The sequence below is a fragment of the Gilliamella sp. Choc5-1 genome (genome assembly GCF_001690595.1).
Classification (GTDB): Bacteria; Pseudomonadota; Gammaproteobacteria; order Enterobacterales; family Orbaceae; genus Gilliamella; species Gilliamella apicola_M.
On record NZ_LZHH01000050.1, the window covers coordinates 1 to 25,432 of the forward strand.

Genomic DNA, 25,432 nt, shown 5'->3' on the forward strand with positions numbered 1-25,432 from the left:
CATTATATTCCGTACCTCGGTCTGTAAGAATGCGTAACAGCGGCACTTGTTCCCTGTCAAAGAAAGGAAGGACTTTATCATTGAGCATATCGGCAGCAATCAGACTGTTTTTCTCGGTATAGACTTTAGCAAAAGCGAGTCTGGAATAGGTATCAATAAATGTTTGTTGGTATATTTTCCCTATGCCTTTAATGTGTCCTACATAATAGGTATCTTGTGCACATAAATAACCCGGATGATGTGTCTCAATTTCACCATGCGCTTCTTTTGATGCTTTGGCTTTTTCAAGGGCCTGTAATTGATTTTCCGTGAGCACACATCCTTCTTGTGCCACTTTGGTTTCTAGGGCTATTAAGCATTTTTTAAAACTTTCTAAATCATGACGTAGCCAAATAGAGCGTACACCACTCCCTGACACCATGATGCCTTCTTGGCGGAGTTGATTGGCAACTCGATGTTGCCCATAAGCTGGATATTCATAAGCCATATTGACAACGGCTTGTTCTATATGTGGCTCTACCCGATTTTTTTCGATAGGCTTTTTACGACTGATTTCTTGAAGCGCAAGCTCACCACCTTGCTCATACAATTTTTTAAAGCGATAATAGCTATCTCGACTGTATCCCATGACTTTGCAAGCTTGTTGAACGTTACCGAGTTGCTTAGCTAATTCTAGTAGTCCTAATTTTGGTTTAATAATTTTGGCTGTTTGATTCATTTCTGCCTCTCCTTTTTGTGTTATAAAATAACTCAATGTCAGATTAAGTAAAGACTGTTGCAGTCAACCCGTATTATTATATTGTGTTCAGTATTAAATCGTGCTAACCTGTACATGTACAGGAGAACGTATGAATAAATATACTTACACTAATATGAGATCTGAACTTTCAGATATTCTTGATAAACTAAGGTCTGGAGAATCAGTAATAATAACTCAAAAGGGTAAACCTGATGTTATTTTGCAAGGTTCTTCCATTTCGCAAATTAACGATAATATTCATAAAGAAGAGAGCTTATTTGTAGATCTCCACAAGACATGTGAGTGTGAGAAAACTTCAGCTACTTCTTCAGCTCAATCATTGGCTGTCTCATTACCGCTGAATGCAGAGGTTATAAAGTTAATGCAATCACATGCTTTTAAACAACTGAGAAATGTAGTTGAATTACCAGGTTTTAAACAAGCTACAAAAACCATAAAGGAAATACAAAAGTCTAAATCTAGTTTGTCTCCAGAATTTTTAGAAGCACTAATTTTGACGCAAAAAAAACATGCTGAAGTTATCAAAAAATTGGAAGATAAGTAATGAAAGAAATTAAGTTTCTTACGGTTGATCAGGTGATTGCAATTCAAAAATCAACACTTCCAAATAGCGGAACACCAGATATTGGTAGGTTAGAAGGGGCATTATTTAGAATACAAACTTTAAAGGACTATGAAGGTTGTCAAGATGTTTTCAAATTTGCGGCAATGTATTTAATTGCAATAGCAAAAGCTCATGCTTTCATGGATGCAAATAAGAGAACAGCTTTTCAGGCGACTAGCATTTTTTTGCTTTTAAACGGATATGATTTAAATCCATCTGATGAATTAGTTAAACTGACATTATTTGCAGCAACGGATGAGGCTAATATTGAAGGGGCTGCTTTGGCATTAAAGTTGCTATCTAATTATAAAGCTGATCTTTTACTTGAGACAACGGAACATTATTCTTAATTTATAAGCCGACGAAAGTCGGTTTTTTTATGTCCAAATTTCATGCATGTCGGCGACATCGATGTCGTCGAGTCATAACTGTGCCTAAACTTCTGTAATCACGTTTAGGTCTATTTATTTCCACAGAATCGACAGCAAAGCTAGACACACACTTAACTAATATTTAGCTAGTACGCTGTCACATCATTAACTAACAAGAAGAATTAATTATGCCAATCAAAGATCCTAATAATTATGATTGGCTATACCAGTTAATAACTGCTGTTGTCGGCTCTATTGCAAAAATAGCGTTTGATATTTTAAACGGTAAATCATTTACGCTAAAAGTAGTCATTTGTCAAGTGATAGTCGCATTATATGCAGGGCAGCTAATGGCTTGGATAGCTACAAGTAGGCACTGGATAGATGAAGAAAAATATTGCGCTATAAGCATTGCGAGCTGGCTAGGTGCTGAAATGATAAAGAATATTGCTGATAGATTCAAAGATAAATCAGGAGGGAATTAATGAAGCTAACAAGATTAAAAACAAGCGAGCATAGTACGTTTGGTAAACTACAACTACCGTCAGGTACGGTTTTGTCAACCTTAGAACTGCCGTGGAAAGATAATCAACGTCAAATTTCATGTATTCCTGCTCCTATATATCAATGCGATATCGTTAATTCACCAAAGTTTGGTCGCGTATATCAAGTTAAAGACGTTCCTAATCGTTCCCATATTTTAATCCATGCAGGTAATTGGACCAAAGATACACAAGGCTGTATTTTGGTAGGCATGAGCAATAACGACACCCAGTTATTTGAAAGTAGAAAGGCGTTAAATTTGCTGATGAACGAACTTAACGGGCAGTCATTTAAGTTGGAAATTGTAGAAGCTTATGAATAGATATATTTGCACGTATGGAATAAATTCTCGCAATCCGTTTGATGTTCGTCGGTTAGTGATGCTCATAAGAGCGTTAAGTAAAGATGAAGCGTTAAATATAGCAATGAGTAAAGTTAAAGATAGTGATAAGTACGGGTGGGATATTCATCAGGTTATTGAAACTGGAAGTAATATTGATGCAGTTATCGTGGTTTGGGCTTGAGTATGCATAAATTGAATATGTCACATATAGACTTTCTTATTCTTATCTGTTTTGCATTTGCTGTCCATTTCGGTTACAACAATTATCAAGAGAAGAAACAGCTACAAAAAGATAAAGCTGAACTGTTCGGAAAAATCGAACAGTTGAACCAGAGAATCGCTAAAAACAATCAAATCATATCTGATAACGAACAAAGCAAGCGTGAGTTAGAAAACCAATCACTAGAACGGCAGGAGCAAATCAATGAGCAACTTAAAAATAATGACTGTGCTAATGAGCGTGTTCCTAGTGTTATCTCTAACAGCCTGTACAACAGAGCGAAAGGTTTACGTCAATCGACCGATACCAGCAAATCTATTAAGTGATTGCCTACCAAATTTACCGCCTAAATTAATGACTTTCGGCTATAGTCTCAGATATAACGAGCATTTGCTAAATATTATTGAGAAGTGTAATGCGGATAAAAGGGCGATAAAAGAAATTGCTAATGAATAAAAGCGCATCGGCTGAGTGTTGGCGCAGCTAAATAAAAAAACACTCAGCCAATTTTAAATAACTATTCACTTTTACCGCATAAAGTATAAAAATTCCGAGCAGTTATAAAAAATAACTGCATATTTAATCAAACCGCTTAATTGCGGTTTTTTTATACCTAAAATGTTTGAAACACCACAAACCCAATTCACTTTTCAATCAATCATAATGCCATCACACGGCAAATATTAACCAAGAGCTTTACAGAATGAGCCTGAGAGAATGACAGCTAATGTCTTAACTCTTGGGGCTGTTTATTCTGTGTGACTTAGGCTCATTCTATAGAGGACATTCAAATGCAATTAACTCAATTCAAATTTGAAAACATGGTTACTTTACAAGGTAATCAAGTAATGACCACATCTTTAAAGGTGGCTGAGTATTTTGGTAAACGGTACGATGTTAAAAAAATGGTTTTTTATTATTATCGGTAGTCTTTCATTTATATTGGGAACAGTAGGCATTTTTGTACCACTCTTACCAACTGTACCATTTTATTTATTAACGGCTTATCTTTGGTTGAATAGCTCAGATCGTCTTTACCGTTATTTTACTAAAAGTCATTAATATCAAGATTATATTAAAAAAATATTGATAGAAGAAGAGAACAACAAAACAAAATTAAATTTATTAAAAATGATAATCATGGTATTTGTTGTTTTACTTATTCCTTTTATTCTTTTTGATTATTTACATGTCAGAATTATGTTAGCGATAGTATTTTTAGCACATCTTATTTTGGGTTATTCTTATTTTAAAAAAAGTGATTGCCATTTTGTATTTATTAGATCATAAATACAGGGCAAAATGCCCCGTACTTTTAATATTTATTAGTTAAAGTTAAAGACTCTTTTTTATTTCTATCGCAAGGAGTGGATTCCACATAGCACCAGTTGCACTCATAACTGCATCAGCACCATTTTTTATAAATTGATGATAATGTTCACTAGAACTAACTCCACCGACGCCGACAATAGCAAATTTTAGATCCATTTGTTTACGATATTTAGCTAAACGATTCACCATATCTAAACCAGCCCAACGAATTGCATCGCCACAGACACCACCTTCTTTTCTATTTTCACCTAAAGCAGGGTTTCCTTTAGCATCAACAGGTTTAGCTGATAGAGTGTTGATTGCACTTAAACCGTCGATAATAGAACCTACGCGGGTTAATAAAGAAACGATCCTTTCATCATCAGGAAAATAAGCTAACTTTAATATAAGTGGACGATCAGGTACTGCAGTTTTAATTTCATTAACAATTCGTTCAACTTTATCAACATCAAAGCAAAGTAACTTGCTAGCACCTTCATTTGGGCAACTTAAATTTGCTTCAAGAATAGGAGCATTTGTCTCGCGGACTAATTTTGCTGCCAAAGCATAATCTTTTTCAATTTCACCATTACCTTGTGTACCTTGAAAACTACCAATAACACATTGTCCATGACCCGCAGATTTTACTGCATCAGCCATATCTGGTTGCCAAACATCAGGCAAAAAAGAGGGAACTCCAAACGAATTGGTTATTGATAATGGTTGATTGTAATTGGTATCGGCTAGCACAGTATCTAAGTTAGATGACAATTTACCGTTAGGATGGACTGACAAAACATTAGGTAATGGGTGACATTTATGTAATTTAGTTCTTACTGTCTTATATACACATAAGTCGAATCCATAAGCAAAAGCAGCTTTGATATAGTTTGCGTTTAGTAGTGGGCCTGCTGGTTGACCAAATGGTAAATTAACCTCAACATTTAAAAAATTTGAAGGTTTTGTTGAGACTTGTTGTGCTTTATCTAATTGTTTAAAAAGTCCAAATGGACCTTGAGCATAATTATCTTCATAACTTATAGTTGGATCATAAAAAGGGGTTAAAGATTTCATACTGTCTCCTGATTGTGCGTATTCTCAACGAAAAATTGACTATTAATATGTAATAAAAAAAAATGGATAGATATGAGGTTTAAAGCCAAAAAAAATCCTCCATAAAGGAGGATTAAAAAATAGAATAAATAAAAAATCGAAAGTTGATTTTAATCTGTTAATTGGTATTACAAACATTCCTATAGTCCCTTGGCGTTATACTTCAAAATATTCTATCTCAGATAATTTAAAGTTCAACATAAAAATCACAAAAAATATATAACTAAATGAAAAGGTTAAAGTGTTTTTTTTTAGATTTTTTAATTGTGAATTTGACAATTAAAGCGCAATAAAACATCAAAAATTGACAGAATTTTACTTTATTTATATTAATAATTTTTTAATTAACTAATAAAACTAAAAAAATTTTGTCGAAAAAATGATACTAATCACTATTTACTATTAGTAAAACAGGCATTAATGAAATTAATGTAATTGGAGAATAATTATTGTTAATGTTATCATTATCGGTAGTTATGAAGATTGAATAATAATGATTAGGTATATAAAAATGAAAAATGAAAATATTTTTAAATCGCTGACACTGCCTAATGGTGCTGAACTAAAAAACCGTATTATGATGGCTCCAATGACAACTTGTTCCGGTTTTTATGATGGTTCTGTTACGCATGATTTAATTGAATATTATCGAGCAAGATCAGGAACAATCGGCACTATTATTGTTGAATGTGGATTTGTTGACGACAAAGGATTAGCTTTCCCTGGTGCTATTGGTTTAGATAGTGATGATAAGATTGAAGGCTTAGCTAAAATTGCTAAAGTGATCAAAGAAAAAGGATCGAAAGCCATTATTCAAGTTTATCATGGTGGAAGAATGGTTGAACCAAAATTAATTGGAGGTCAATCACCAGTAGGGCCTAGTGCGATTGCAGCCCCACGTCCAAATGCGCCTACACCAATTGCATTAACGGCAGAAGAAGTAGACGAAATGATTGACAAATTTGGTCAAGCAGTACGTCGTGCAATTCAAGCAGGATTTGATGGGGTAGAAATCCATGGAGCTAATACTTATTTAATTCAACAATTTTATTCTCCTAATTCAAATCAACGAAATGATAAATGGGGTGGAAATCGTGATAATCGTACAAGGTTCCCTCTTGCTATCTTAGATGTTACCCATAACATGGTTAAGCAATATGCAACTCCTGAATTTATTGTTGGATATCGTTTTTCACCAGAAGAGTTAGAAGTGCCTGGAATTCGTTTTGATGATTCTATGTATTTGCTTGAAAAATTGGCTGAAAAGAGGCTTGATTATATTCATTTTTCAATGGGAACAACACTTAGGCCATCCATTGTTGATACACAAGATCCAACGCCATTAATTAAAAAATATGTGGCAATGCGATCTGAAACATTAGCGAAAATCCCTGTTGTTGGTGTCGGAAATGTTGTTAATCAAAGTGATGTAGAAGATGCTATTAATAATGGTTATGATTTAGTTGCGGTTGGCCGCGCTTGTATTGCTTATCCTGATTGGATTGACCGTATTGAAAAAGGTGAAAAGCTTGAACTTTTTATCAATAGTGATAAGCGTGAAGAACTAAATATTCCTGAACCTTTATGGCATTTTTCGCTTGTTGAAAGTTTGATTCGGGATGTGAACCTTAATGTTAAAAAATTCAAACCTGGTAATTATCAAGAAAAAGTTAATGATGAATCTTATGAATTTTTGATTAATGTTGAATTAGGAAATGATTTTATCAAAGATATACAACTCGTTAATGCTAACAACTTTGATAGAGAAGTATTAAATAATTTTACTGAAATTAAGCATCGAATTATTGACTCTAACAGTCCACATGTTGATGCTATTTCTGGCGCAACGACACAATGTGAGGCATTTAAAAAAGCTGTAACTAAAGCGATGGCAAAATCTAATAAAGAAGCAATTATTGCCGAAGGTGGTGATCCTAATGATCGCGCTTTTGATGTTGTGGTTGTTGGTAGTGGCGGAGCAGGGCTTTCTGCGGCGATTCAAGCACATGATCTTGGTGCAAATGTCATTATTATCGAGCAAATGTCTGTGATTGGTGGTAATACTAATAAAGCCTCGGCAGGTATGAATGCTGCAGAAACCAAATTCCAAAAGCTAAAAGGTATTGTAGACAATAAAGAGCTCTTTTATAAAGAAACAATGGCTGGGGGAAAAAATAAAAATAATCCCGAGTTACTGCGTTATTTTGTTGAAAATGCGCCAAATGCAATTAATTGGTTAGATGATAACGGTATTGAATTAAGTGGTATTACCACAACGGGGGGAATGAGCATTGATCGAACTCATCGTCCTGAAAGTGGTGCTGCTGTTGGTGGTTTTTTAATTAGTGGTTTAGTTAAAAATATTAATAAACGTAATATTGAAGTTATGCTTGATACTGCTGTTACTGAAATTGTAACCGAAAACCATAAAGTTATTGGTGTTAAAGTTTCAGAAGAGGATGGTTCAACTCATTTAATAAAAACCAAAGCCGTTATTATTGCAACAGGCGGATTTAGTGCTAATACTACAATGGTTGAAAAATATCGCCCTGATCTTAAAGGATTTGTCACTACCAATCATAAAGGGGCAACCGGTTCTGGTATTATGTTATTAGAGAAATTAGGCGCAGGAACTGTTGATATGGGTGAAATACAAATTCATCCAACAGTTGAACAAACAACATCATATTTAATTTCTGAATCTATTCGTGGTGGTGGTGCAATATTGGTATCGCAAAAAGGTCAACGTTTTGTTAATGAACTTGATACAAGAGACAATGTTTCAGCTGAAATTATCAAATTACCTGAACATTATGCTTATATCCTATTTGATCAACAAGTTCGAGATGAAAATAGATCTGTTGAGGAATATGTTTCAAACGAACTTGTAAGCCAAGCTAATATGCTTGAGGAATTAGCCCAAAAACTATCGATTGATAGTAAAACATTAGCGAAAACGGTTGAACGCTACAATCAATTTGTGACAGCTAAACACGATGAAGACTTTGGGCGAACTACTGGTATGCGTCATCCAATTCAAAAAGGACCTTTTTATGCAATAAAAATTGCACCAGGTGTCCACCATACAATGGGAGGGGTAACAATTAACACTCAAACACAAGTATTAGATGCTGATAAACAGATAATCCAAGGTGTATTTGCAGCTGGTGAAGTTGTGGGTGGGGTACATGGTGCCAATCGTATTGGTGGTAATGCTGTTGCTGATATTATTATATTTGGTACACAAGCAGGTAAAAAAGCGGCTGATTATATTAAACATTAATTTGTTACAACTATTTGAGCTTGTTTAGCATGGTAAATGCAAACTATGAATATACTCAACATTTAATGGGAACAACGGTTTCATTAATGCTTTTAGAGCCTAATGAAACCGCAGTGAAAACTGTTTTTGAGGCTATAAAAATACTTGAGGACAAACTAACAGTTAACAGATCGCTATCTGAAGTTATGTCAATTAATTTAGCTGCTGGACAACATCCTGTTACAGTAAGTCGACCTGTTTTTTCTTTGATTGAACAAGCTCAAAAAATAAGTTTACACTTTAATAGTTGTTTTAATTTAGCTATTGGCCCTTTAGTTAAACTTTGGAAAATTGGCTTCCAAGGCGATCAAGTTCCTTCTGTAAAATTAATTAAACAACAACTTTTATTAACAGATCCTAAAAATATTGAACTTGATGCAAATAAACAGACTGTTTTTTTAAAAAAAACAGGAATGGAAATTGACTTAGGTGCAATTGCTAAAGGGTATATTGCTGATGTTATCAAATCGATTTTACTTCAATATCAAGTTTACAAAGGGATCATTAATTTAGGTGGTAATGTATTTGCGTTGGGGTCATCTTTAACAGATGATAACGGCTATTGGCATATTGGGCTTCGAAAACCATTTTCAACAGATGATAAGTTATCAGGTGTAATTAAAGTTATAAATAAGTCGGTTGTCACATCAGGAATTTATGAGCGATTTTTTATACAAAATGGTCATCTTTATCATCACATATTCGATCCACAAACAGGCTATCCATTAGATAATGAATTAGAAAGCGTGACTGTAATTTCAGATTCTTCTTTAGAAGGTGATATTTATTCTACGGTTTTTTATGGATGGGGACTTGATAAAAGTAGGGAATATTTGCAAAAGCATCCAAATTTATCAGCCATATTTTTGTTAAAAAATAAAACAATAGCATTGGTAAATCCTAATAATTTTATTTTTCAAAAAAGTGATAAACAATACACAATAAAACTAAATTAAACATAAATATAGCAACAAAAAACCGTCAGGAAACGTATTGATTTTATTGAATTTTTTTTGATCTTTATTTTGATGTATTTTAATTAAAAGACAAGCAATTCTAAATAAAAATGGTTAGAAAAGCTATTGATTCTATTAGGTTTTTATTTTTTCAAAAGAATAAACTTAATAAATAATCAAATAAAAAATAGAATTAAATCTTAACTTATTAAAAATATTTAAATTCAAAAGGAAAATACTATGAACGTAGTAAAAAAACCGCCAGTAAAATGGCTACCGCTCATCATTATTGCGGCAATTTCTGCAGTACTTTGGTTGTATGTGACTCCTCCAGAAGGTATCAGCCAACAAGGTTGGCAAACCAGTATTATTTTTGTGGCTACTATTGCCTGCATTGTGGCCGAAATAATGCCAATTGGAGCTATTGGCTTATTGGCAATTACCGTTTTTGCTGTATTAAGGCCATCTGGTGCAGAAACAGCAATTGCTTCGATAAAAACATCATTAAGTGAATTAAATAGCAACCTTATTTGGTTGATTGTTATTGCTTTTATGATTGCTCGTGGTTTTATCAAAACAGGGCTAAGTAAACGCATTGCTTATTATCTTGTGAAGATTTTAGGTAAAAATACATTGGGACTTGCCTATGGTCTAGCCGTCACTGATGTAGCTTTAGCACCTGCGATTCCAAGTACAACTGCACGTGCTGGTGGGGTTATTTATCCAATAGCCGAAGCATTAGCTATTAATTTTAATTCAAACCCTAAAGATGAATCACGAAACCGAATTGGTACCTTTTTAATGCTAACAATTAGCCATGTGAATGATATCACTTCGGCGATGTTTTTAACGGCCTTTACTGGAAACTTATTAATTGCTAAATCAGTGTTAACATCACCAGGTATTACATTAGGTTGGGGGCAATGGTTTGTTGCCGCTATTGTGCCATGTTTAGTTTCATTTATTGTGATTCCTTTAGTTATTTATTTTTTAACTAATCCAGAACTTAAAAAAACGCCAGAAGCTCCTAAACTAGCAGCAGAAGAATTAAAAAAAATGGGGGCAATTACCGCTAAAGAAATCATTATGGCTGGTACCGTTATCCTATTATTAGTGCTTTGGATTTTTGGCAAAAATTTTGGTATTGACTCAACAACCACAGCATTCATTGGTTTGACTATTTTGATCTTAACGGGTGTATTGAGTTGGGATGATATAAAAGGTGAAAAAGCCGCTTGGGACACATTAATTTGGTTTGCAGCATTATTAATGATGGCTGATAAAGTGAATGATCTTGGTGTAACAAAATGGTTAGGTGACACCATAGGTGGTGCTGTAGAAGGATATTTAGGCGAAAGTAGTTGGGTACTTGTAATAATTGTTTTAAGCGTTGCTTATGTTTATTTACATTATTTTTTTGCTAGCGGAAATGCCCATATTGCAGCTCTATTTCCAGTATTTTTATCTGTCGCTATCGCACTAGGTGTTCCACAACTAATCGCCATTTTTGCATTAGTTATTTGTACTAATTATTTTGGTTCTATTACTCAATTTGCTAATGCAAGAAACCCGTTATTATTTGCTGAAGGCTTTGTTCCCGTAAAAACATGGTGGAAAGTTGGATTTATTTGTAGTGTTGTTAATTTAGTAATTGTTTTTACTATTGGTATTTTATGGTGGAAGATTATTGGTCTTGGTTAATAACAAGCAGATAATGATATTTTTAATTATTGTTTATACCGCCAATTTGGCGGTATTTTTATCTATAAAATAGATTTTATAGCTAATTAATTAATTCAATTGATAGTTTCCAATCTTTAATTTCTTTCCAATATTTTTTTTCTTGTTTTAAATCAAGTAATATCAATTTATTATTTTCAACAAATTCTTGATTAATTTCTAACGTGACTTTAGTAAGTTTATTTTTTAATAATTTTAATTGAAATGCCTGTAAATCAATTTCGGAATTTCTTTGATTATTTATTAGGATAGATAATCTTAAAATTTGCATTAACGATATGATATGTTTGTATTCAAACAAACTAAAATAAGGTATAGCATCAATATTGATCGACTTTCTATGGTAACGAACAAGCGTAGATAATAGTAATTGTTGTTCTTCATTGAATCCTGGTAGATTACTATTTTTTAAAATATAACTTGAATGCTTATGAATTGAAGAAAAGTTAATCGTTAACCCCACTTCATGTAACAGGGCAGCCCAATATAAAATAGATTCAGTATTGGGGGGAATGCTAATTGACGCTTGTTGTTGCCATTGTGAAAAAAAATATTTTGCAGTTTTAACAACTTGTTTTGCATGGCGTTGATCTATGTTGTAATGTTCTGAAAGCGATTGTGCCGTGTTTTGTCTAATATCTTGGCAATTAGGACCGCCAATTAATTCATAAAATACACCCTCTCGTAATGCGCATGGGCTAAATTGTAAGGTCTTTAACCCCAATGCATTAAAAATACCACTAAATATAGCTAGCCCACTAACAAAGACATTTTTCCTTTCTTGGGACAGTGAAGGGTAGTTAATATCGTGAAAGGATTCAAATTCTAAAATATAACCAATTAAATCATCGAGCCTTTTAGGTGTAATAATGCCATCATAGACACCAAGATCTAATAATATTTGATAAATCGATTTTATGGTTCCTGATGTACCAAATGCGACAGTAACATTTAATTTTTTAATAGTATTAACCATACCTTCAATTTGCTGTTCTGCAGCAAGTTTTGCTCGTTGAAAAGAGGCTGCATTAATTTTTTGATCATGAAAAAACTGTTTTGTATAAGTGACACAACCCATGGGACGACTAGCAACTATCAAAGGTTTTAAATCATTTCCTTTTCCTATTGCAATTTCAGTCGATCCTCCGCCGATATCTATTACAAATTTTGTATCAGTTGAGAATGTTGATTCCGCGGTCATTGTGCCTAAATAAACAAGACGAGCTTCTTCTTGACCGGAAATAATTTCAATGGGGAAAGGGAATACTTTAGCTGTAGCCATCAAAAACTTCTGTTTATTTTTTGCTACTCTTAAGGTATGAGTTGCAACAACTCTAACATGCTCTGGTGGGAATCCATTTAATCGCTCAGCAAATAGCGCAAGGCACTGTGCTCCTCGCATTATACTTGATTCACTTAGTTCATTATTAACATTAAGCCCTGTTGCTAGATGTATATTTTTTTTATTTTTATAAATTACCTGTATCGCACCATTAATAACACGAGCAATTACCATATGAAAGCTATTTGAACCAAGATCGACTACTGCATATTCATTGAATTTTTTCATTTTAAAATCCTTATTCAAATGATTCTATCTGTTTCAAATAATCATAAATAGCATATTGAGCTCTAGTTTTTTTCTTATTGCCTCTTTGTACATAATTATTTGTTGCATCTTTATCAATGATGCGGGCTTTTACATTATCATTGCACTGTATGTCAAAAATATTATGAATAGTTGATTTTATTATTGGATCAAAGATTTTTACACCTACTTCAATACGATTATCTATGTTACGAGGCATCCAATCGGCAGAAGAGATATAGGTATCTTTTTTGCCATCGTTTTCAAAAATATAAACACGAGCATGTTCTAAAAATTGATCCACAATACTGGTTACATAAATATTCTCACTCAAATTAGGGATTTGTGGTACTAATACACAAGTTCCCCGTACAACCATTCTAATTTTTACACCAGCACACGATGCACGATAAAGCTCATCGATCATTTCTTTATCGGTAATGGCATTTAGTTTTAGATAAATTCCTGATTTTTTACCTGCTTTGGCGTTATTTATTTCTCGTTCAATAAATTCATTAAAGCGTAATCGTGTATTTTGTGGTGAAACAAGTAAATGGTTGAAAGTTACCGGTTTAAATGGATTTTCGATAAAATTAAAAACTTTTTTAACTTCTTTTGTAATTGCAGGATCAGCTGTTAACAGTGAAAAATCAGTATAAATTCGGGCGGTTCTTTCGTTAAAGTTACCTGAACCAATATGAGCATAACGAACAATTTCGTCGTTTTCTTTACGATCAATCAAAAACAATTTAGCGTGAATTTTGAGCTTCGGTTGTGAATAGATAACTTTAATTCCACTACTAATTAATCGTTTTGCCCACTTTATATTTGCTTCTTCGTCAAATCGGGCTTGTAGCTCAACCACTACGGTCACTTTTTTACCATTATTAGCGGCATTAATTGCAGCATGGATAAAGCGCGAGTCTTTGGCTACTCGATAAATGTTCATTCGAATATGAGTAACAGAGGGATCAAACGAGGCTTGCCGCATAATTTCTAGAACATGACCAAAAGAGTAGTAAGGGTAATAAAGCAATACATCTCTATCTTTAATTGCATCAAATGCATTACGAAACTGTTTAAATCGATTATAACTTAGGCTTGGAATTTTTTTATTTAATAACCTTTTTTGTCCAAAATCAGGAAATCTGACAAGATCTTTAAAATTAGGATAACGACCTCCAGGCATTGCATCTTGTTCGGTTAATCGTAACTTATTGATCAATAATTCAAATAAAGCTTTGGGCATGTCTTTTTGATAAGTAAAACGTACGGGCTGTGCTGTTAAGCGCTGTTTTAAGCCTTGAGACATGAGTTCAAGCAAGCTATCTAACTCAGTATTTAATTCATATTCCGCATCTCTGTTGATATTAATAGAATAAGCATTTAATTCTTTAGCATCAAAAAACTCTTTAAAAATTTCTGATAAACAGTAGCGCAATATGTTATCTAGAAAAATAATAGATTTATTCTTAGTTGATACTTCTGACGGTAATAATACAAAACGAGGGATATTATCGGTTGGCAGTTCAAGAAGTGCATAACTGATGTTATCTTGACAAATAATTTCTACAGCTAAATAGGCATGATCATCTTTTAAAAATTGAATAAGTTCGGTATGACTATCAAGCAAAATAGGCGTAATATATTGCCTAAAATTTTGTTTATAATAATTTTTTATCCAGTTTTCTTGATACGATGAAAGTTGCCTTTCATTAATTAGGAAGATTTGATTCCTAGCCATTTCTAATAATAATTCATTATAAAGCTGATCAAATTGCAATTCTAATTGAATAACTTTTTGATTTACTTGTCGTAATAAATTTTTAGCATTAGATGAAGCGTGAACTTGTTCTTGCTCAATAAGTACATATTTTTTTAAGTTAGCAAACTGTACTTTATAAAATTCATCAAGGTTACTTGAGTATATACCCAGAAAATGTATTCGCTCGATAAGCGGATTGCTTTTATCGGCAGCTTCTTGCAAAACTCGCTGATTGAAAGATAACCAGCTAAGTTCTTTAGGTAAATATACTTTTTCTTCAATCATGGTCGTGTGTTAACTCTATCAATAATATTTCATACAGAATAACTTATGTAAATAAAAAAGCTAGCAGGTCGCTAGCTTTTTTTATTTTATATAAAGAAAATTTAACGTTAAATGCGATGAACCGATGTTGTGTTAGTTGTTCCACTTGGTACCAATGCACCAGACACCATTACAATAATTTCGCCTTGCTGTAAACCACATACTTTTACAGCCATCTCTTTACCTAAACGGTAAAAATCATCAGTTGAGTTAATTGAATCAATTAAAATTGGTTCTACACCTTTAGTTACAGCTAATTGATTAACTGTTTTTTGACTTGATGAAAGCGCTAAAATACGAGCTCTAGGGAAGTAATGACGGACTTCACGAGCAGATTTACCACTGCGAGTTGCAACCACAATTAACGGCGCATTTAAACGTTCTGCGATTTCTACAGCACCACAACAAACTGCTGAGGTTATACTTAATTTTTCATCTTTTGATGTTAATTCTAACGAAGCAGGAATTGTTTTGTCGGTGCGTTTACAGATAGTTGCCATGACATTGACTGTTTCAAGCGGATATTTACCTTTAGCACTTTCCCCCGAAAGCATAACCGCATCTGTACCATCAATAATAGCATTAGCTACATCTCCAGCTTCCGCACGAGTAGGGCGAGGGTTTTTAATCATTGAATCAAGCATTTGTGTTGCAGTAATAACTGGTTTAGATGCTTTATTACATTTCTTAATCATCATTTTTTGAGCAAAAATAACTTCTTCAACAGCGATCTCAACCCCTAAATCACCACGCGCAACCATAATGCCGTCAGAAGCGTCAAGAATTTCATCAAAATTATCTAAACCTTCTTGGTTCTCAATTTTAGATATAATTTTAATGTTTTCACCACCATGAGCTTTTAAGTGAGCACGAATATCTTCTACATCAGAACGTTTTCGAATAAATGATGCAGCAATAAAGTCAACACCTTGTTCACAACCAAAAATGAGGTCATTTTTATCTTTTTCTGCTAGTGCTGGCAATTTAATTGAAACACCCGGTAAATTAATACCTTTATTTTCACCAAGTTCACCGTTATTTAAAACAGTACAGATAACTTCATTACCTTTGATTTCTTTAACATCCATTGCAATTAAACCATCATCGACAAGTACACGATTACCAGGTTTAAGATCATGTGCAAAGCCATCATAAGTTACAGCTACCCGTTGGGCATTTCCAACAACGGTTTTGTCTGTGGTAAAGGTAAATGTTTGACCTGCTACAAGTGATACATCATTACCACCTTCTAACTTTATGGTACGAATTTCAGGTCCTTTTGTATCTAGCATAATAGCAGCTTTTAAACCTGTTTCTTGCATCACTTCACGTAAGTTTTTAATACGGTTGCCATGTTCTTCATAATCGCCATGAGAAAAATTTAAACGCATAACATTCATGCCTGCATTTAATAATTTTGCTAACATTTCTTTTGATTCAGATTTTGGCCCAATAGTACAAACAATTTTTGTCTTTTTCATAATATTATCTACTAATAGTTAAGGTTAATGTTTAGATTTTAAATAAACTGAGTTTGCGCAAAAAAAAAACCAATGCTGACGCATTGGCATATAAAAAGGTATAAGTACCTGATGGAGGTTACTTTTTTACATACAATATTTGAAAAATTAACTACTTTCATCAAAAATTTGGATCCTTTAAAAACTGAGTATATTATAGCCTTAACTACATTTTAAATAAAGTTTTTTATCATTAATTGGGATTGTCTTTGATGAAAATTAAGAAGAGAAACATCTTAGCGTTGATATTTGTTTATAAGATGTTTCTAAATGGATTACATTAAATCTTTGAGTTGATAAATAAGTTCGTTTTCCTGGTTCTTTAAAGTTAACTGTCCATTATCCAAGCTTACTGTCGCCCCTTCTGTTATTAGTTTTGTGATAATACCATCTAAGTTATCTAGCTGATCATCATTACAAATCATTTTAGTCATACCAACACTAGGAGCTTTGATTTTTTCGTTTTCCAATGTCACTTTAGCAACAAATCTGTTACACATTTTTCCAATAACGTTCATATTTTCGCCAAATTCTATTTCAGTTTCTTTATCAGCAGGAACATCTTGCCCATTTGCTTTTATTAGCACAAAACGATGGTGAGTAAGATCTTCCGCTTTTATTTTGTTAGTTTCACCGCAGCCAGACAAAGTTAAGGTACTAGCAAATAGTATTGTGGTAAGTATTAATGTCTTTTTCATATTAACTCCTAATGATAGGTAAAATTTGTTATAATTAATCTTATAGAAAATTTCATGATATTTATTTTACTCTTTATGTTATCTCAACAGCAATTAAAATTTTTAGAATCAATGACTTTCTTAGATAAGAATAAAATTTTAAGATCGTCTAAAAACAGCCAGAATAGAGTTGGAATGGATTTAGATATAACTCAAGCAGTGTTACATTATCAAACTAGGTTAAGATTATTACCAAGTCAAATTATATTTCCTAATAATTTACCCGTTGTTGAAAAAAAACAAGAAATTTATAACGCAATTAAACATCATCAAGTCGTCATAATTGCGGGTGAAACTGGCTCAGGTAAAACCACGCAAATTCCCAAAATCTGTTTAGAATTAGGTTTAGGCGTCAAAGGCTATATTGGTCATACGCAACCAAGACGATTAGCAGCACGTTCAGTAGCTAACCGTATAGCTGAAGAGTTAAAAACAGAAATAGGGCAGTTAGTTGGCTTCAAAGTTAGATTTTCAGATCATGTTAGTGATACAACACTAATCAAATTAATGACTGATGGCATATTGCTTGCAGAAATCCAAAAAGATAAGCTGTTATTACAATATGATACCATTATTATTGATGAAGCGCATGAACGTAGTTTAAATATTGACTTTATTCTTGGTTACCTTAAACAATTATTACCGAAGCGCCCTGATTTAAAAGTTATAATAACATCAGCAACGATTGATGTTGAACGATTTTCAAAACATTTTAATCAAGCGCCAATTATTGAAGTATCAGGAAGAACTTATCCTGTTGAAGTGAGGTATCGTCCACCGATATTAGATAACGATGATAATTCGGATGATAAAAATAGCGATTTTCAACCTATTATTAATGCAATTGATGAGCTGTCAGCAGAAAGCTCTGGCGATATACTGATTTTTTTAACAGGCGAAAGAGAGATTCGAGATCTTGCTGATACATTGAATAAATTAGATCTTCGTCATACAGATATTTTACCTTTATATGCAAGATTATCAGCATCTGAGCAAAATCGAATTTTTCAGTCACACACTAAAAGGCGAATAGTTCTAGCGACTAATGTGGCAGAAACCTCTTTAACTGTACCTGGAATTAAATATGTTATTGATCCTGGTTTAGCTAGAATTAGTCGCTATAGTTACCGTACTAAAGTTCAGCGTTTGCCCATTGAACCCATATCCCAAGCATCAGCTAATCAACGCAAAGGACGGTGTGGGCGAACTTCTGATGGTATTTGTATACGTTTATATGATGAACAAGATTTCTTGTCACGTCCTGAGTTTACTGAACCTGAAATTTTACGAACCAATTTAGCATCAGTGATATTACAAATGACTTCTTTAGGCTTAGGTGACATTGCAGCCTTTCCTTTTGTTGAATCACCTAACGCAAAATATATTCGTGATGGTATCCGATTATTAGAAGAGCTCGGCGCAATATTTACCAAGCATCATCGATATCATTTAACCGAAATAGGAAAAATTTTAGCGCAATTACCAATTGATCCAAGATTGGCCAGAATGCTTGTTGAAGCAAGACGATTAGGTTGCACCAAAGAAATCATGATAATTACTGCAGCTTTATCGATTCAAGATCCAAGAGAAAGACCTTTTGATAAACAACAAGCTTCAGATGAAAAACATCGTCGTTTTATTGATAAGGAATCAGATTTTATTTCTTTGATTAATCTATGGAATTATATTGAAGAACAGCAAAATATATTATCAGGAAACCAATTTAGACGATTATGTCAAAAAGAGTTTCTAAATTATCTTCGTATTCGAGAATGGCAAGATGTTTATACACAAATAAGACAAACAATAAAACAATTGGCTTTTCCTATAAATAGTCAATTAGCTGATTATCGTTCACTTCATATAGCTTTATTGAGTGGTCTACTATCCCATATCGGTATGAAAGATCTTGAAAAAAACGAGTATATTGGTGCTCGTAATATTAAATTCGCAATTTTTCCTAATTCAGCTCTTTTTAAAAATCAGCCTAAATGGTGTATAGCTAGTGAATTGGTTGAAACAAGTCGCTTATGGGGAAGAACTGTCGCTAAGATAGATGCTGGATGGATTGAATCGATAGCAAAACATCTGGTTAAGTATAGTTATAGTGAACCAAGATGGTCAAAAAAGCAGGGCACCACAATAGCGAACGAAAAAGTAACTTTATTTGGTTTACCAATTGTTGCAAGTAGAATTGTAAATTATAGTAAAATCGATCCTATTTTAAGTCGCAGCTTATTTATTCGGCATGCATTAGTTGAAGGTGATTGGCTAACAAATCATAAATTTTATAAGCAAAATCAAAAATTGATCAATGAAGTTGAAGATCTTGAACATAAGTCCCGTCGACAAGATATTTTAATTGATGATAATGAACTTTTTGATTTTTATGATAAACGAATTGATAAGTCTGTCATTTCATCAAAACATTTTGACACATGGTGGAAACAAAAACAAAAATTGGTTCCTGACTTTCTTAATGTTGAAAAAGAAATGTTGATCAAACAATCGGTTGAACTAGTTAATTTAAATGATTTTCCAGATTTTTGGTATCAAGATAATTTTAAGTTAGCATTGAGTTATCAATTTGATATCGGACATAAGCGTGACGGTGTCACAATAAAAATACCACTTGATCTATTAAACCAAATTAAAAATAGGGGATTTGATTGGCAAGTACCAGGTTTTAGAAAAGATTTAGTTATAGCATTAATAAAATCATTACCAAAAGCATTGCGCCGAAATTTTGTTCCTGCGCCAAACTATGCTGATGCATTTTTAGGTAGGGTGGATACCACAGAAAAACCGCTTCTTGAATGCTTAGAAAATGAATTTCACAAAATAACCGGTGTGAAAATTACAACTGAAGATTGGCAGCTTAATCAAATTCCTGATTATTTAAAAATAACTTTTAGTATTGTTGATCAAAATAATAAAGAAATTGCGGCTAATAAAGACTTAACTTTCTTAAAAGAACAACTTAAAAATGAAGTTCAGCAAGCGTTATCCTCTTTAACAACTAAAAAAGCATCTCAACTTGAACGAACTAATTTAGTTGACTGGAGTTTTGGTTATTTGCCTAGTGTCTATGAAGAAGCTAACAATAATTATACGATAAAAGCTTATCCAGCAATTATTGATAATCAAAATTCCGTAAGTATAAAGTTAGTTGATAATCAATCAGAGCAACAAAGATTAACTAAATTAGGTTTAAGACGCTTATTAATGCTTAATATTCCCTCTCCAATCAAGTATTTACATGAAAAATTACCCAATAAATCGAAATTAAGTTTATATTTTAATTCATTTAGTAACGTTTTAATGCTTATTGATGACTGCATTGCTTGTGGTATTGATTATTTAATTGAAAAAAATGGTCAACTTATTCAAAGTGAAGATTCCTATCAGGCATTATTGGATTATATCAAAGGTAAGATTAATGAAATTGTAGTTGATATTGCAAAACAAGTGGAAGCCATTTTGACTTTACATTATAACATTAGTAAAAAGTTAAAAGGGCGCATTGATTTATCATTGGCCTTTGCGTTATCAGACATAAAAAAACAACTCGATCATCTTGTTTATAAAGGATTTGTTGCACAGTCAGGTTACAAGAGATTGCCTGATATTTTTCGATATTTATCTGCAATTGAAAAAAGAATTGAAAAATTGATGTTAAATTTCACTAAAGATAGACAATCGATGAATGTAATTGAAGAGATCGAAAATCAATATGAAAAATGGCTTAATAACTTATCAGAAAGTTCAAAATTACAAGAAAAAGTAATAAATATACGTTGGATGATTGAAGAATTAAGGGTAAACCTATTTGCTCAGCAATTAGGTACACCATATCCCATTTCAGCAAAACGTATTAAGCAACAAATCGATACGGTAAAATCAGAATTACAATAATCAAATAAAAAATATTTTATTCGATAAAAAGAGGGCGCATATGCGCCCCATTATCTATGTAAATTATCGATAAAGATCAACAAAAACAGTTATGTTTGGGCCATTTGAATCATGAGCAATTCGAGCTATATGATAATATTTAGCACCCGCATCAATAGCTCGTTTACCAGCCTGATAAGAAATTTCTTGATCAGTAACATAGTATCCTCTAAACTTTATTGTATCAAATGCAACCATTTTTGCTGCCGTTGCATCATTCAATTCTTGAATTTTTCGTCCATCAGGAAGTGTGACAGTGTAACGATTAACGTGTTGAGGTTCTGATACTGGAGTAGCTTCAGATTTAGTGGTGCTAGTTGATATAGATGTTTCAGATTTGTTACTTGGCTGGTCAACAACTTTTACTTTATTATTAAATTTATCCGCATAAAATTTTTCATTAAAAGCAGAAGGGGAATAGTAACCTAGTTTTTCAACTTGCATTGCTGCATCACCACCTTGAGCAAGAGCTTTTTGCCCTGCCTCTGAATCGTATGGAATAGCATCTTCTGGTTGGAGTTTACGTTCTGGTGCATCTTTCTTAAACAAATAAGCAGCAACTTGTATATTACTACCAAATTCAGAACGTGAATCAATATAATAAGCATAAGCACCTTTTGATGAGGCTTCTTTAGCAACAGCCTGATTTATATCATATTCATTAGGAAAATATCCACGAATACGAACAATATTAAAAGGTTCTAAACGGATTGCTTTAGACTTTGGATATTCATATATACCTTCAAATTTACGCAAATTTTCAGCTTGCTCTTCTGCTTTTGGGGCATCAGCTTTATATAATTTAGCGTAAACAATGCGTAAAGTATCATTAGAGGGGCTAATATTGGTTGTAGTTATAAAAAAGGAAGCTGCACCTTCTTTATCTGCAGCTTTTGACATAGCTAAAACATAATCACTATCAGTATAAAATGCACCACGAATAGTTATGCTCTTAAACGACTGTAAATCTTTAGCTTGTTGCTCAGTTAGTTGTTGAGCCGCAAACGAGGAAAAAGAGACTGCTAGAGCCATAGTTCCTAAAATAAATGTTTTCTTTAAACTTGTCATACATTAAGACCTTACAATAAAATATTGTGATTATTTTAACATAAATAAATTTAATTACCTAAATTCATCAAAGCATTTAAATCTTTAATAAATATATGTTTTCCTTTAGCTGATAAAATATTTTGCTCTTGTAATTTAGTTAAATTTCTACTCACTGTTTCAATTGTTAAACCTAAGTAGTTAGCAATATCAGCACGATTCATCATGAGCTTAATATTTAATGAAGAATGTCCTTTTTGTTCATAACGTCGATAGAGAGAATAAATAAAAGTCGCAAGTCTTTCATCTGCTTTTTTCTGTGAATAGCATAATACCAATTTTTGATAATTATAAATATCGGAGCTTAGTAAATTAAATATCATATCCCTAACATTTTTTTGTGTATCAATTAGCGACATTAATTCATCATAATAAAGTTCACAGACAAGAGTATTACTAAGAGCTTGAATATTATTGTTATATTTCTTTGTTGAAATTGAATCTAAACCAACAATATCACCAGGTAAATAAAGGCCATTAATTTGTTGGTAATTATCTGAAGTTGTGACAAAAGTTTTTAATGCACCTGAATGTATAATATAAAATTTTGTAAAAGGTATATTTGCTGTAACTAGTATTTCATCTTTGGCATAAGGCATTTTTCGATCTAATATATTACCTAAATTATTATTAAGTAACCTAGGAATACAAAGAGAACTTATACTACATAATTCACATGGGACGGAATAGCTTTTTGAACGTAATGTCTTAAAAATATTTTGCATAGAAAAGTATAATCATATGTACTAGGCGATTAGGTTATCATATTTTATGAATAAAACAAAAATTACTCACTATTATTTGATTGTTTAATAATGTTAACTAGTAGGAACCAATAATAAGAAAACAATTTCATAACACTACGCATTATTTAACATAATATACATTATTTTAACATGTTGATTTTATTGATTTTATTGTTTATGTATTATTAATTTGTAGATTAATTATAGGGTTAGTGGGTTTGGTAGCTTAATTTAAATTGACGGCATGATTTTATGGCTTACATCCACAGAATTCACGTACGTTTATCGTGGTTCGCATAATGTATATTATGTTAAATAATGCGTAGTGTTATGAAATTGTTTTCTTAATTTATCATAAGATATTTTTATTCAAATACTTTATTTCTTTGCCATAAATATAATCTCACTTCCAGGAAGTGGCATTTTTAAAATGTGTTTTTTTATTTTACCCCATACTTGCATTTCGCAAGCTTTACAATTGAACTTTAGCAATAATTCTTCATTATTTTGAATTAATTTCATTGGCGTAATTTTAGTTTTAACACCTTGAATTCCTTTTGCTTGTTTTGGACATAAATTAAACGCAAACCGTAAACAATGTTTGGTTATCATTAAGGGCGCATCTTCTTTAACTTCATGTGCTTCATAGGCACTTTCAATTAATTCAACTCCATGTTGTGTATAAAATTCTCTTGCTTTGTGATTATAAACATTTGCCAAAAAACTCAAATGATTTTCAGGATAAAACGAAACTGGGCTTTGTTCTGGTTTACGTTTTTGGCGACAATAACTTGTTAATCTTTTAGCCGTCAATTTATTAATAGTATCCCTTCGAAGCTGATTTAGTTGACTACTTGAAATAAAATAAATTTTTGATAAATTTAAATCAAAATCAGTAAGATAATATATAGTTTTTCCTAATTTAGATAAATTATCTCTAATATTTTTTAATGATTTATCTGGTTGTTCCGCAAGTTCGAATTCCCCATTAAGTTCTACCTTGACACAAACGCCCTCTTCGCTTTTTGCAATTAGCTCTATACCTTTTTCAATATTATATAGTTTAAATGACACACCAATTCTGCGATTACTTGATTCTTTCAATAAATTTTGTTGCCACACATGATCGAGATTTCGATTCACTCTATAAGGTAATTTAACTGAAAAAAGCGGCTTAGGAATTTCATTTGGATAAATTCGATATTGATTAGCCGAAAGTTTCTCCACCTTATCAGCTCTAAACCCAAAGATCTCTCGTTTTATTAGTACATTTAAGCCATCTCCATTAGTTAATATTTTCTCAGATTTAATATAGATAGTTTTAGGTGTAATTTGAGTTATCTCACCAATTTGCAAACCAATGAATTTAGGTGAATCGAATGCGCCTATATTGGATTTTCTTCCATGTACAAAATAATCTGTACTTCCTCGATGAAATGTTTGGTGAGGATCTGGTATAAAAAAGTGCTCAGTTCGGCCACTTGACGCTGATTGTAAATCAGGCGAATTTGACAAAATAGTATCTAATTTTTGACGATAAAAGGCTGTAATGTTTTTAACATAACTTAGATCTTTATAACGTCCTTCTATTTTAAAAGATCGTACACCTGCTTGAATTAATTCGTTCAAATTATCTGATTGGTTATTATCTTTCATTGATAATAAATGTTTTTCATAAGCAACAATGCGCCCTTGATCATCTTTTAAGGTAAAAGGAAGTCGACAAGCTTGGGAGCAATCTCCTCGATTTGCACAACGCCCTGTCTGTGCATGTGAGATATAACACTGTCCTGAAAATGCCACACAAAGCGCACCATGTATAAAAAATTCTATTTTTGCATCAATTTGCTCATGAATTTTAGCTATCTCAGTTAAATTAAGCTCACGAGCTAATACTATTTGTGAAAAACCAACATCAGATAAAAATTTGGCTTTTTCAGGTGTCCTTATATCCATTTGAGTGCTAGCATGTAAATCAATAGGAGGAATATCCATCCTCAAAATGCCCATATCTTGCACAATTAATGCATCAACACCTGCATCATAAAATTGCCATATAAGTTGTCTTGCTGGTTCTAGTTCATTATCGTGAAGAATGGTATTTAAGGTTACAAATACTTTTGCATAATAATGATGAGCAAATTCGACTAACTGAGCAATATCACTGACCGAATTACCAGCATTATGTCTGGCACCAAAATTTGGTCCACCAATGTAGACTGCATCTGCGCCATGTAAAATAGCCTGTTGTGCAATCTCAATATTTTTAGCGGGACTAAGCAATTCTAATTTATTATTGGTGACAAGATATGACATTATAAACTCTTTGAAAATCTAACTAGCGAATAATTTGGCTTTTATTTTACAAGCATTATTATAATATTAATAATACTTGTAAAAAAATTTCA

At 32.6% G+C, this 25,432-nt stretch carries 21 protein-coding genes; 12 read left to right on the forward strand and 9 right to left on the reverse strand.

Translation table 11 applies throughout. The features are described 5' to 3' along the window. A partial coding sequence (locus A9G35_RS04400) for an IS481 family transposase (RefSeq protein WP_065635835.1) occupies nucleotides 1-718 on the reverse strand: 718 nt, incomplete at its 3' end. 130 nt (nucleotides 719-848) lie between these two features. Between A9G35_RS04400 and A9G35_RS04405 the strand changes: the two genes are divergently transcribed. From A9G35_RS04405 to A9G35_RS12835, 8 genes are all read left to right on the forward strand, one after another. Next, entirely contained in the window at nucleotides 849-1,304 is a 456-nt protein-coding gene (locus A9G35_RS04405; RefSeq protein ID WP_065635836.1) for a type II toxin-antitoxin system Phd/YefM family antitoxin, read from the forward strand. Further along, a complete protein-coding gene (locus A9G35_RS04410; protein ID WP_065635837.1) occupies nucleotides 1,304-1,714 on the forward strand; it encodes a type II toxin-antitoxin system death-on-curing family toxin in 411 nt (136 codons plus the stop codon). Before A9G35_RS04405 ends, A9G35_RS04410 begins: the two co-directional genes overlap by 1 nt. A 209-nt stretch (nucleotides 1,715-1,923) precedes the next feature. Then, nucleotides 1,924-2,220, forward strand: coding sequence for a hypothetical protein (locus A9G35_RS04415; RefSeq protein ID WP_065635838.1), 297 nt, complete (start codon nucleotides 1,924-1,926; stop codon nucleotides 2,218-2,220). Beyond that, complete coding sequence (locus A9G35_RS04420) at nucleotides 2,220-2,600, forward strand: DUF5675 family protein (protein WP_065635839.1); 381 nt, start codon at nucleotides 2,220-2,222, stop codon at nucleotides 2,598-2,600. Before A9G35_RS04415 ends, A9G35_RS04420 begins: the two co-directional genes overlap by 1 nt. Before the next feature lie 55 nt (nucleotides 2,601-2,655). Then, the gene (locus A9G35_RS13395) at nucleotides 2,656-2,802 is read left to right on the forward strand and encodes a hypothetical protein (RefSeq protein ID WP_176701382.1); all 147 of its coding nucleotides are present in this window, start codon (nucleotides 2,656-2,658) and stop codon (nucleotides 2,800-2,802) included. 2 nt (nucleotides 2,803-2,804) lie between these two features. Then, nucleotides 2,805-3,167, forward strand: a complete 363-nt coding sequence (locus A9G35_RS04430) for a DUF2570 domain-containing protein (RefSeq protein WP_065635841.1) — start codon at nucleotides 2,805-2,807, stop codon at nucleotides 3,165-3,167. Continuing rightward, a complete protein-coding gene (gene lysC, locus A9G35_RS14080; RefSeq protein WP_442903169.1) occupies nucleotides 3,076-3,297 on the forward strand; it encodes an Rz1-like lysis system protein LysC in 222 nt (73 codons plus the stop codon). Before A9G35_RS04430 ends, lysC begins: the two co-directional genes overlap by 92 nt. Before the next feature lie 438 nt (nucleotides 3,298-3,735). Then, entirely contained in the window at nucleotides 3,736-3,903 is a 168-nt protein-coding gene (locus A9G35_RS12835; RefSeq protein WP_081300111.1) for a DUF454 family protein, read from the forward strand. A gap of 273 nt (nucleotides 3,904-4,176) precedes the next feature. Here the strand turns inward: A9G35_RS12835 and A9G35_RS04435 are convergent, their stop codons facing one another. Beyond that, nucleotides 4,177-5,226 (reverse strand): dihydroorotate oxidase, encoded by a 1,050-nt coding sequence (locus tag A9G35_RS04435; protein WP_065635842.1) that lies wholly within the window; start codon nucleotides 5,224-5,226, stop codon nucleotides 4,177-4,179. 550 nt (nucleotides 5,227-5,776) lie between these two features. On the opposite strand from A9G35_RS04435, the gene A9G35_RS04440 reads away from it, so the two are divergent. From A9G35_RS04440 to A9G35_RS04450, 3 genes are all read left to right on the forward strand, one after another. Continuing rightward, complete coding sequence (locus A9G35_RS04440; RefSeq protein ID WP_065635843.1) at nucleotides 5,777-8,548, forward strand: flavocytochrome c; 2,772 nt, start codon at nucleotides 5,777-5,779, stop codon at nucleotides 8,546-8,548. Between the two features lie 29 nt (nucleotides 8,549-8,577). After that, nucleotides 8,578-9,543, forward strand: coding sequence for an FAD:protein FMN transferase (locus A9G35_RS04445; RefSeq protein WP_065635844.1), 966 nt, complete (start codon nucleotides 8,578-8,580; stop codon nucleotides 9,541-9,543). Nucleotides 9,544-9,783: 240 nt separating this feature from the next. Beyond that, nucleotides 9,784-11,244: a DASS family sodium-coupled anion symporter gene (locus A9G35_RS04450; protein WP_065635845.1), complete on the forward strand. Its 1,461-nt coding sequence runs from the start codon at nucleotides 9,784-9,786 to the stop codon at nucleotides 11,242-11,244. 82 nt (nucleotides 11,245-11,326) lie between these two features. Here the strand turns inward: A9G35_RS04450 and A9G35_RS04455 are convergent, their stop codons facing one another. The 4 genes from A9G35_RS04455 to A9G35_RS04470 form a co-directional block, all read right to left on the reverse strand. Next, complete coding sequence (locus A9G35_RS04455; RefSeq protein ID WP_065635846.1) at nucleotides 11,327-12,853, reverse strand: Ppx/GppA phosphatase family protein; 1,527 nt, start codon at nucleotides 12,851-12,853, stop codon at nucleotides 11,327-11,329. Between the two features lie 10 nt (nucleotides 12,854-12,863). Further along, nucleotides 12,864-14,921, reverse strand: coding sequence for a polyphosphate kinase 1 (ppk1, locus tag A9G35_RS04460; RefSeq protein ID WP_065635847.1), 2,058 nt, complete (start codon nucleotides 14,919-14,921; stop codon nucleotides 12,864-12,866). A gap of 107 nt (nucleotides 14,922-15,028) precedes the next feature. Next, nucleotides 15,029-16,441, reverse strand: a complete 1,413-nt coding sequence (gene pykF, locus A9G35_RS04465; protein ID WP_065635848.1) for a pyruvate kinase PykF — start codon at nucleotides 16,439-16,441, stop codon at nucleotides 15,029-15,031. Between the two features lie 314 nt (nucleotides 16,442-16,755). Further along, nucleotides 16,756-17,178: an META domain-containing protein gene (locus tag A9G35_RS04470; protein ID WP_065635849.1), complete on the reverse strand. Its 423-nt coding sequence runs from the start codon at nucleotides 17,176-17,178 to the stop codon at nucleotides 16,756-16,758. 75 nt (nucleotides 17,179-17,253) lie between these two features. Between A9G35_RS04470 and hrpA the strand changes: the two genes are divergently transcribed. Next, on the forward strand, nucleotides 17,254-21,132 hold the full coding sequence (hrpA, locus tag A9G35_RS04475; RefSeq protein WP_065635878.1) for an ATP-dependent RNA helicase HrpA: 3,879 nt from the start codon (nucleotides 17,254-17,256) through the stop codon (nucleotides 21,130-21,132). 63 nt (nucleotides 21,133-21,195) lie between these two features. On the opposite strand, the gene A9G35_RS04480 is transcribed toward hrpA, so the two are convergent. The 3 genes from A9G35_RS04480 to A9G35_RS04490 form a co-directional block, all read right to left on the reverse strand. Next, entirely contained in the window at nucleotides 21,196-22,239 is a 1,044-nt protein-coding gene (locus tag A9G35_RS04480; protein ID WP_065635850.1) for a YdgH/BhsA/McbA-like domain containing protein, read from the reverse strand. A 50-nt stretch (nucleotides 22,240-22,289) separates the two neighbouring features. Then, on the reverse strand, nucleotides 22,290-22,877 hold the full coding sequence (locus tag A9G35_RS04485; RefSeq protein ID WP_167349215.1) for a helix-turn-helix domain-containing protein: 588 nt from the start codon (nucleotides 22,875-22,877) through the stop codon (nucleotides 22,290-22,292). Between the two features lie 525 nt (nucleotides 22,878-23,402). Then, nucleotides 23,403-25,340, reverse strand: coding sequence for a peptidase U32 family protein (locus A9G35_RS04490; protein WP_065635852.1), 1,938 nt, complete (start codon nucleotides 25,338-25,340; stop codon nucleotides 23,403-23,405). Nucleotides 25,341-25,432: the final 92 nt, after the last annotated feature.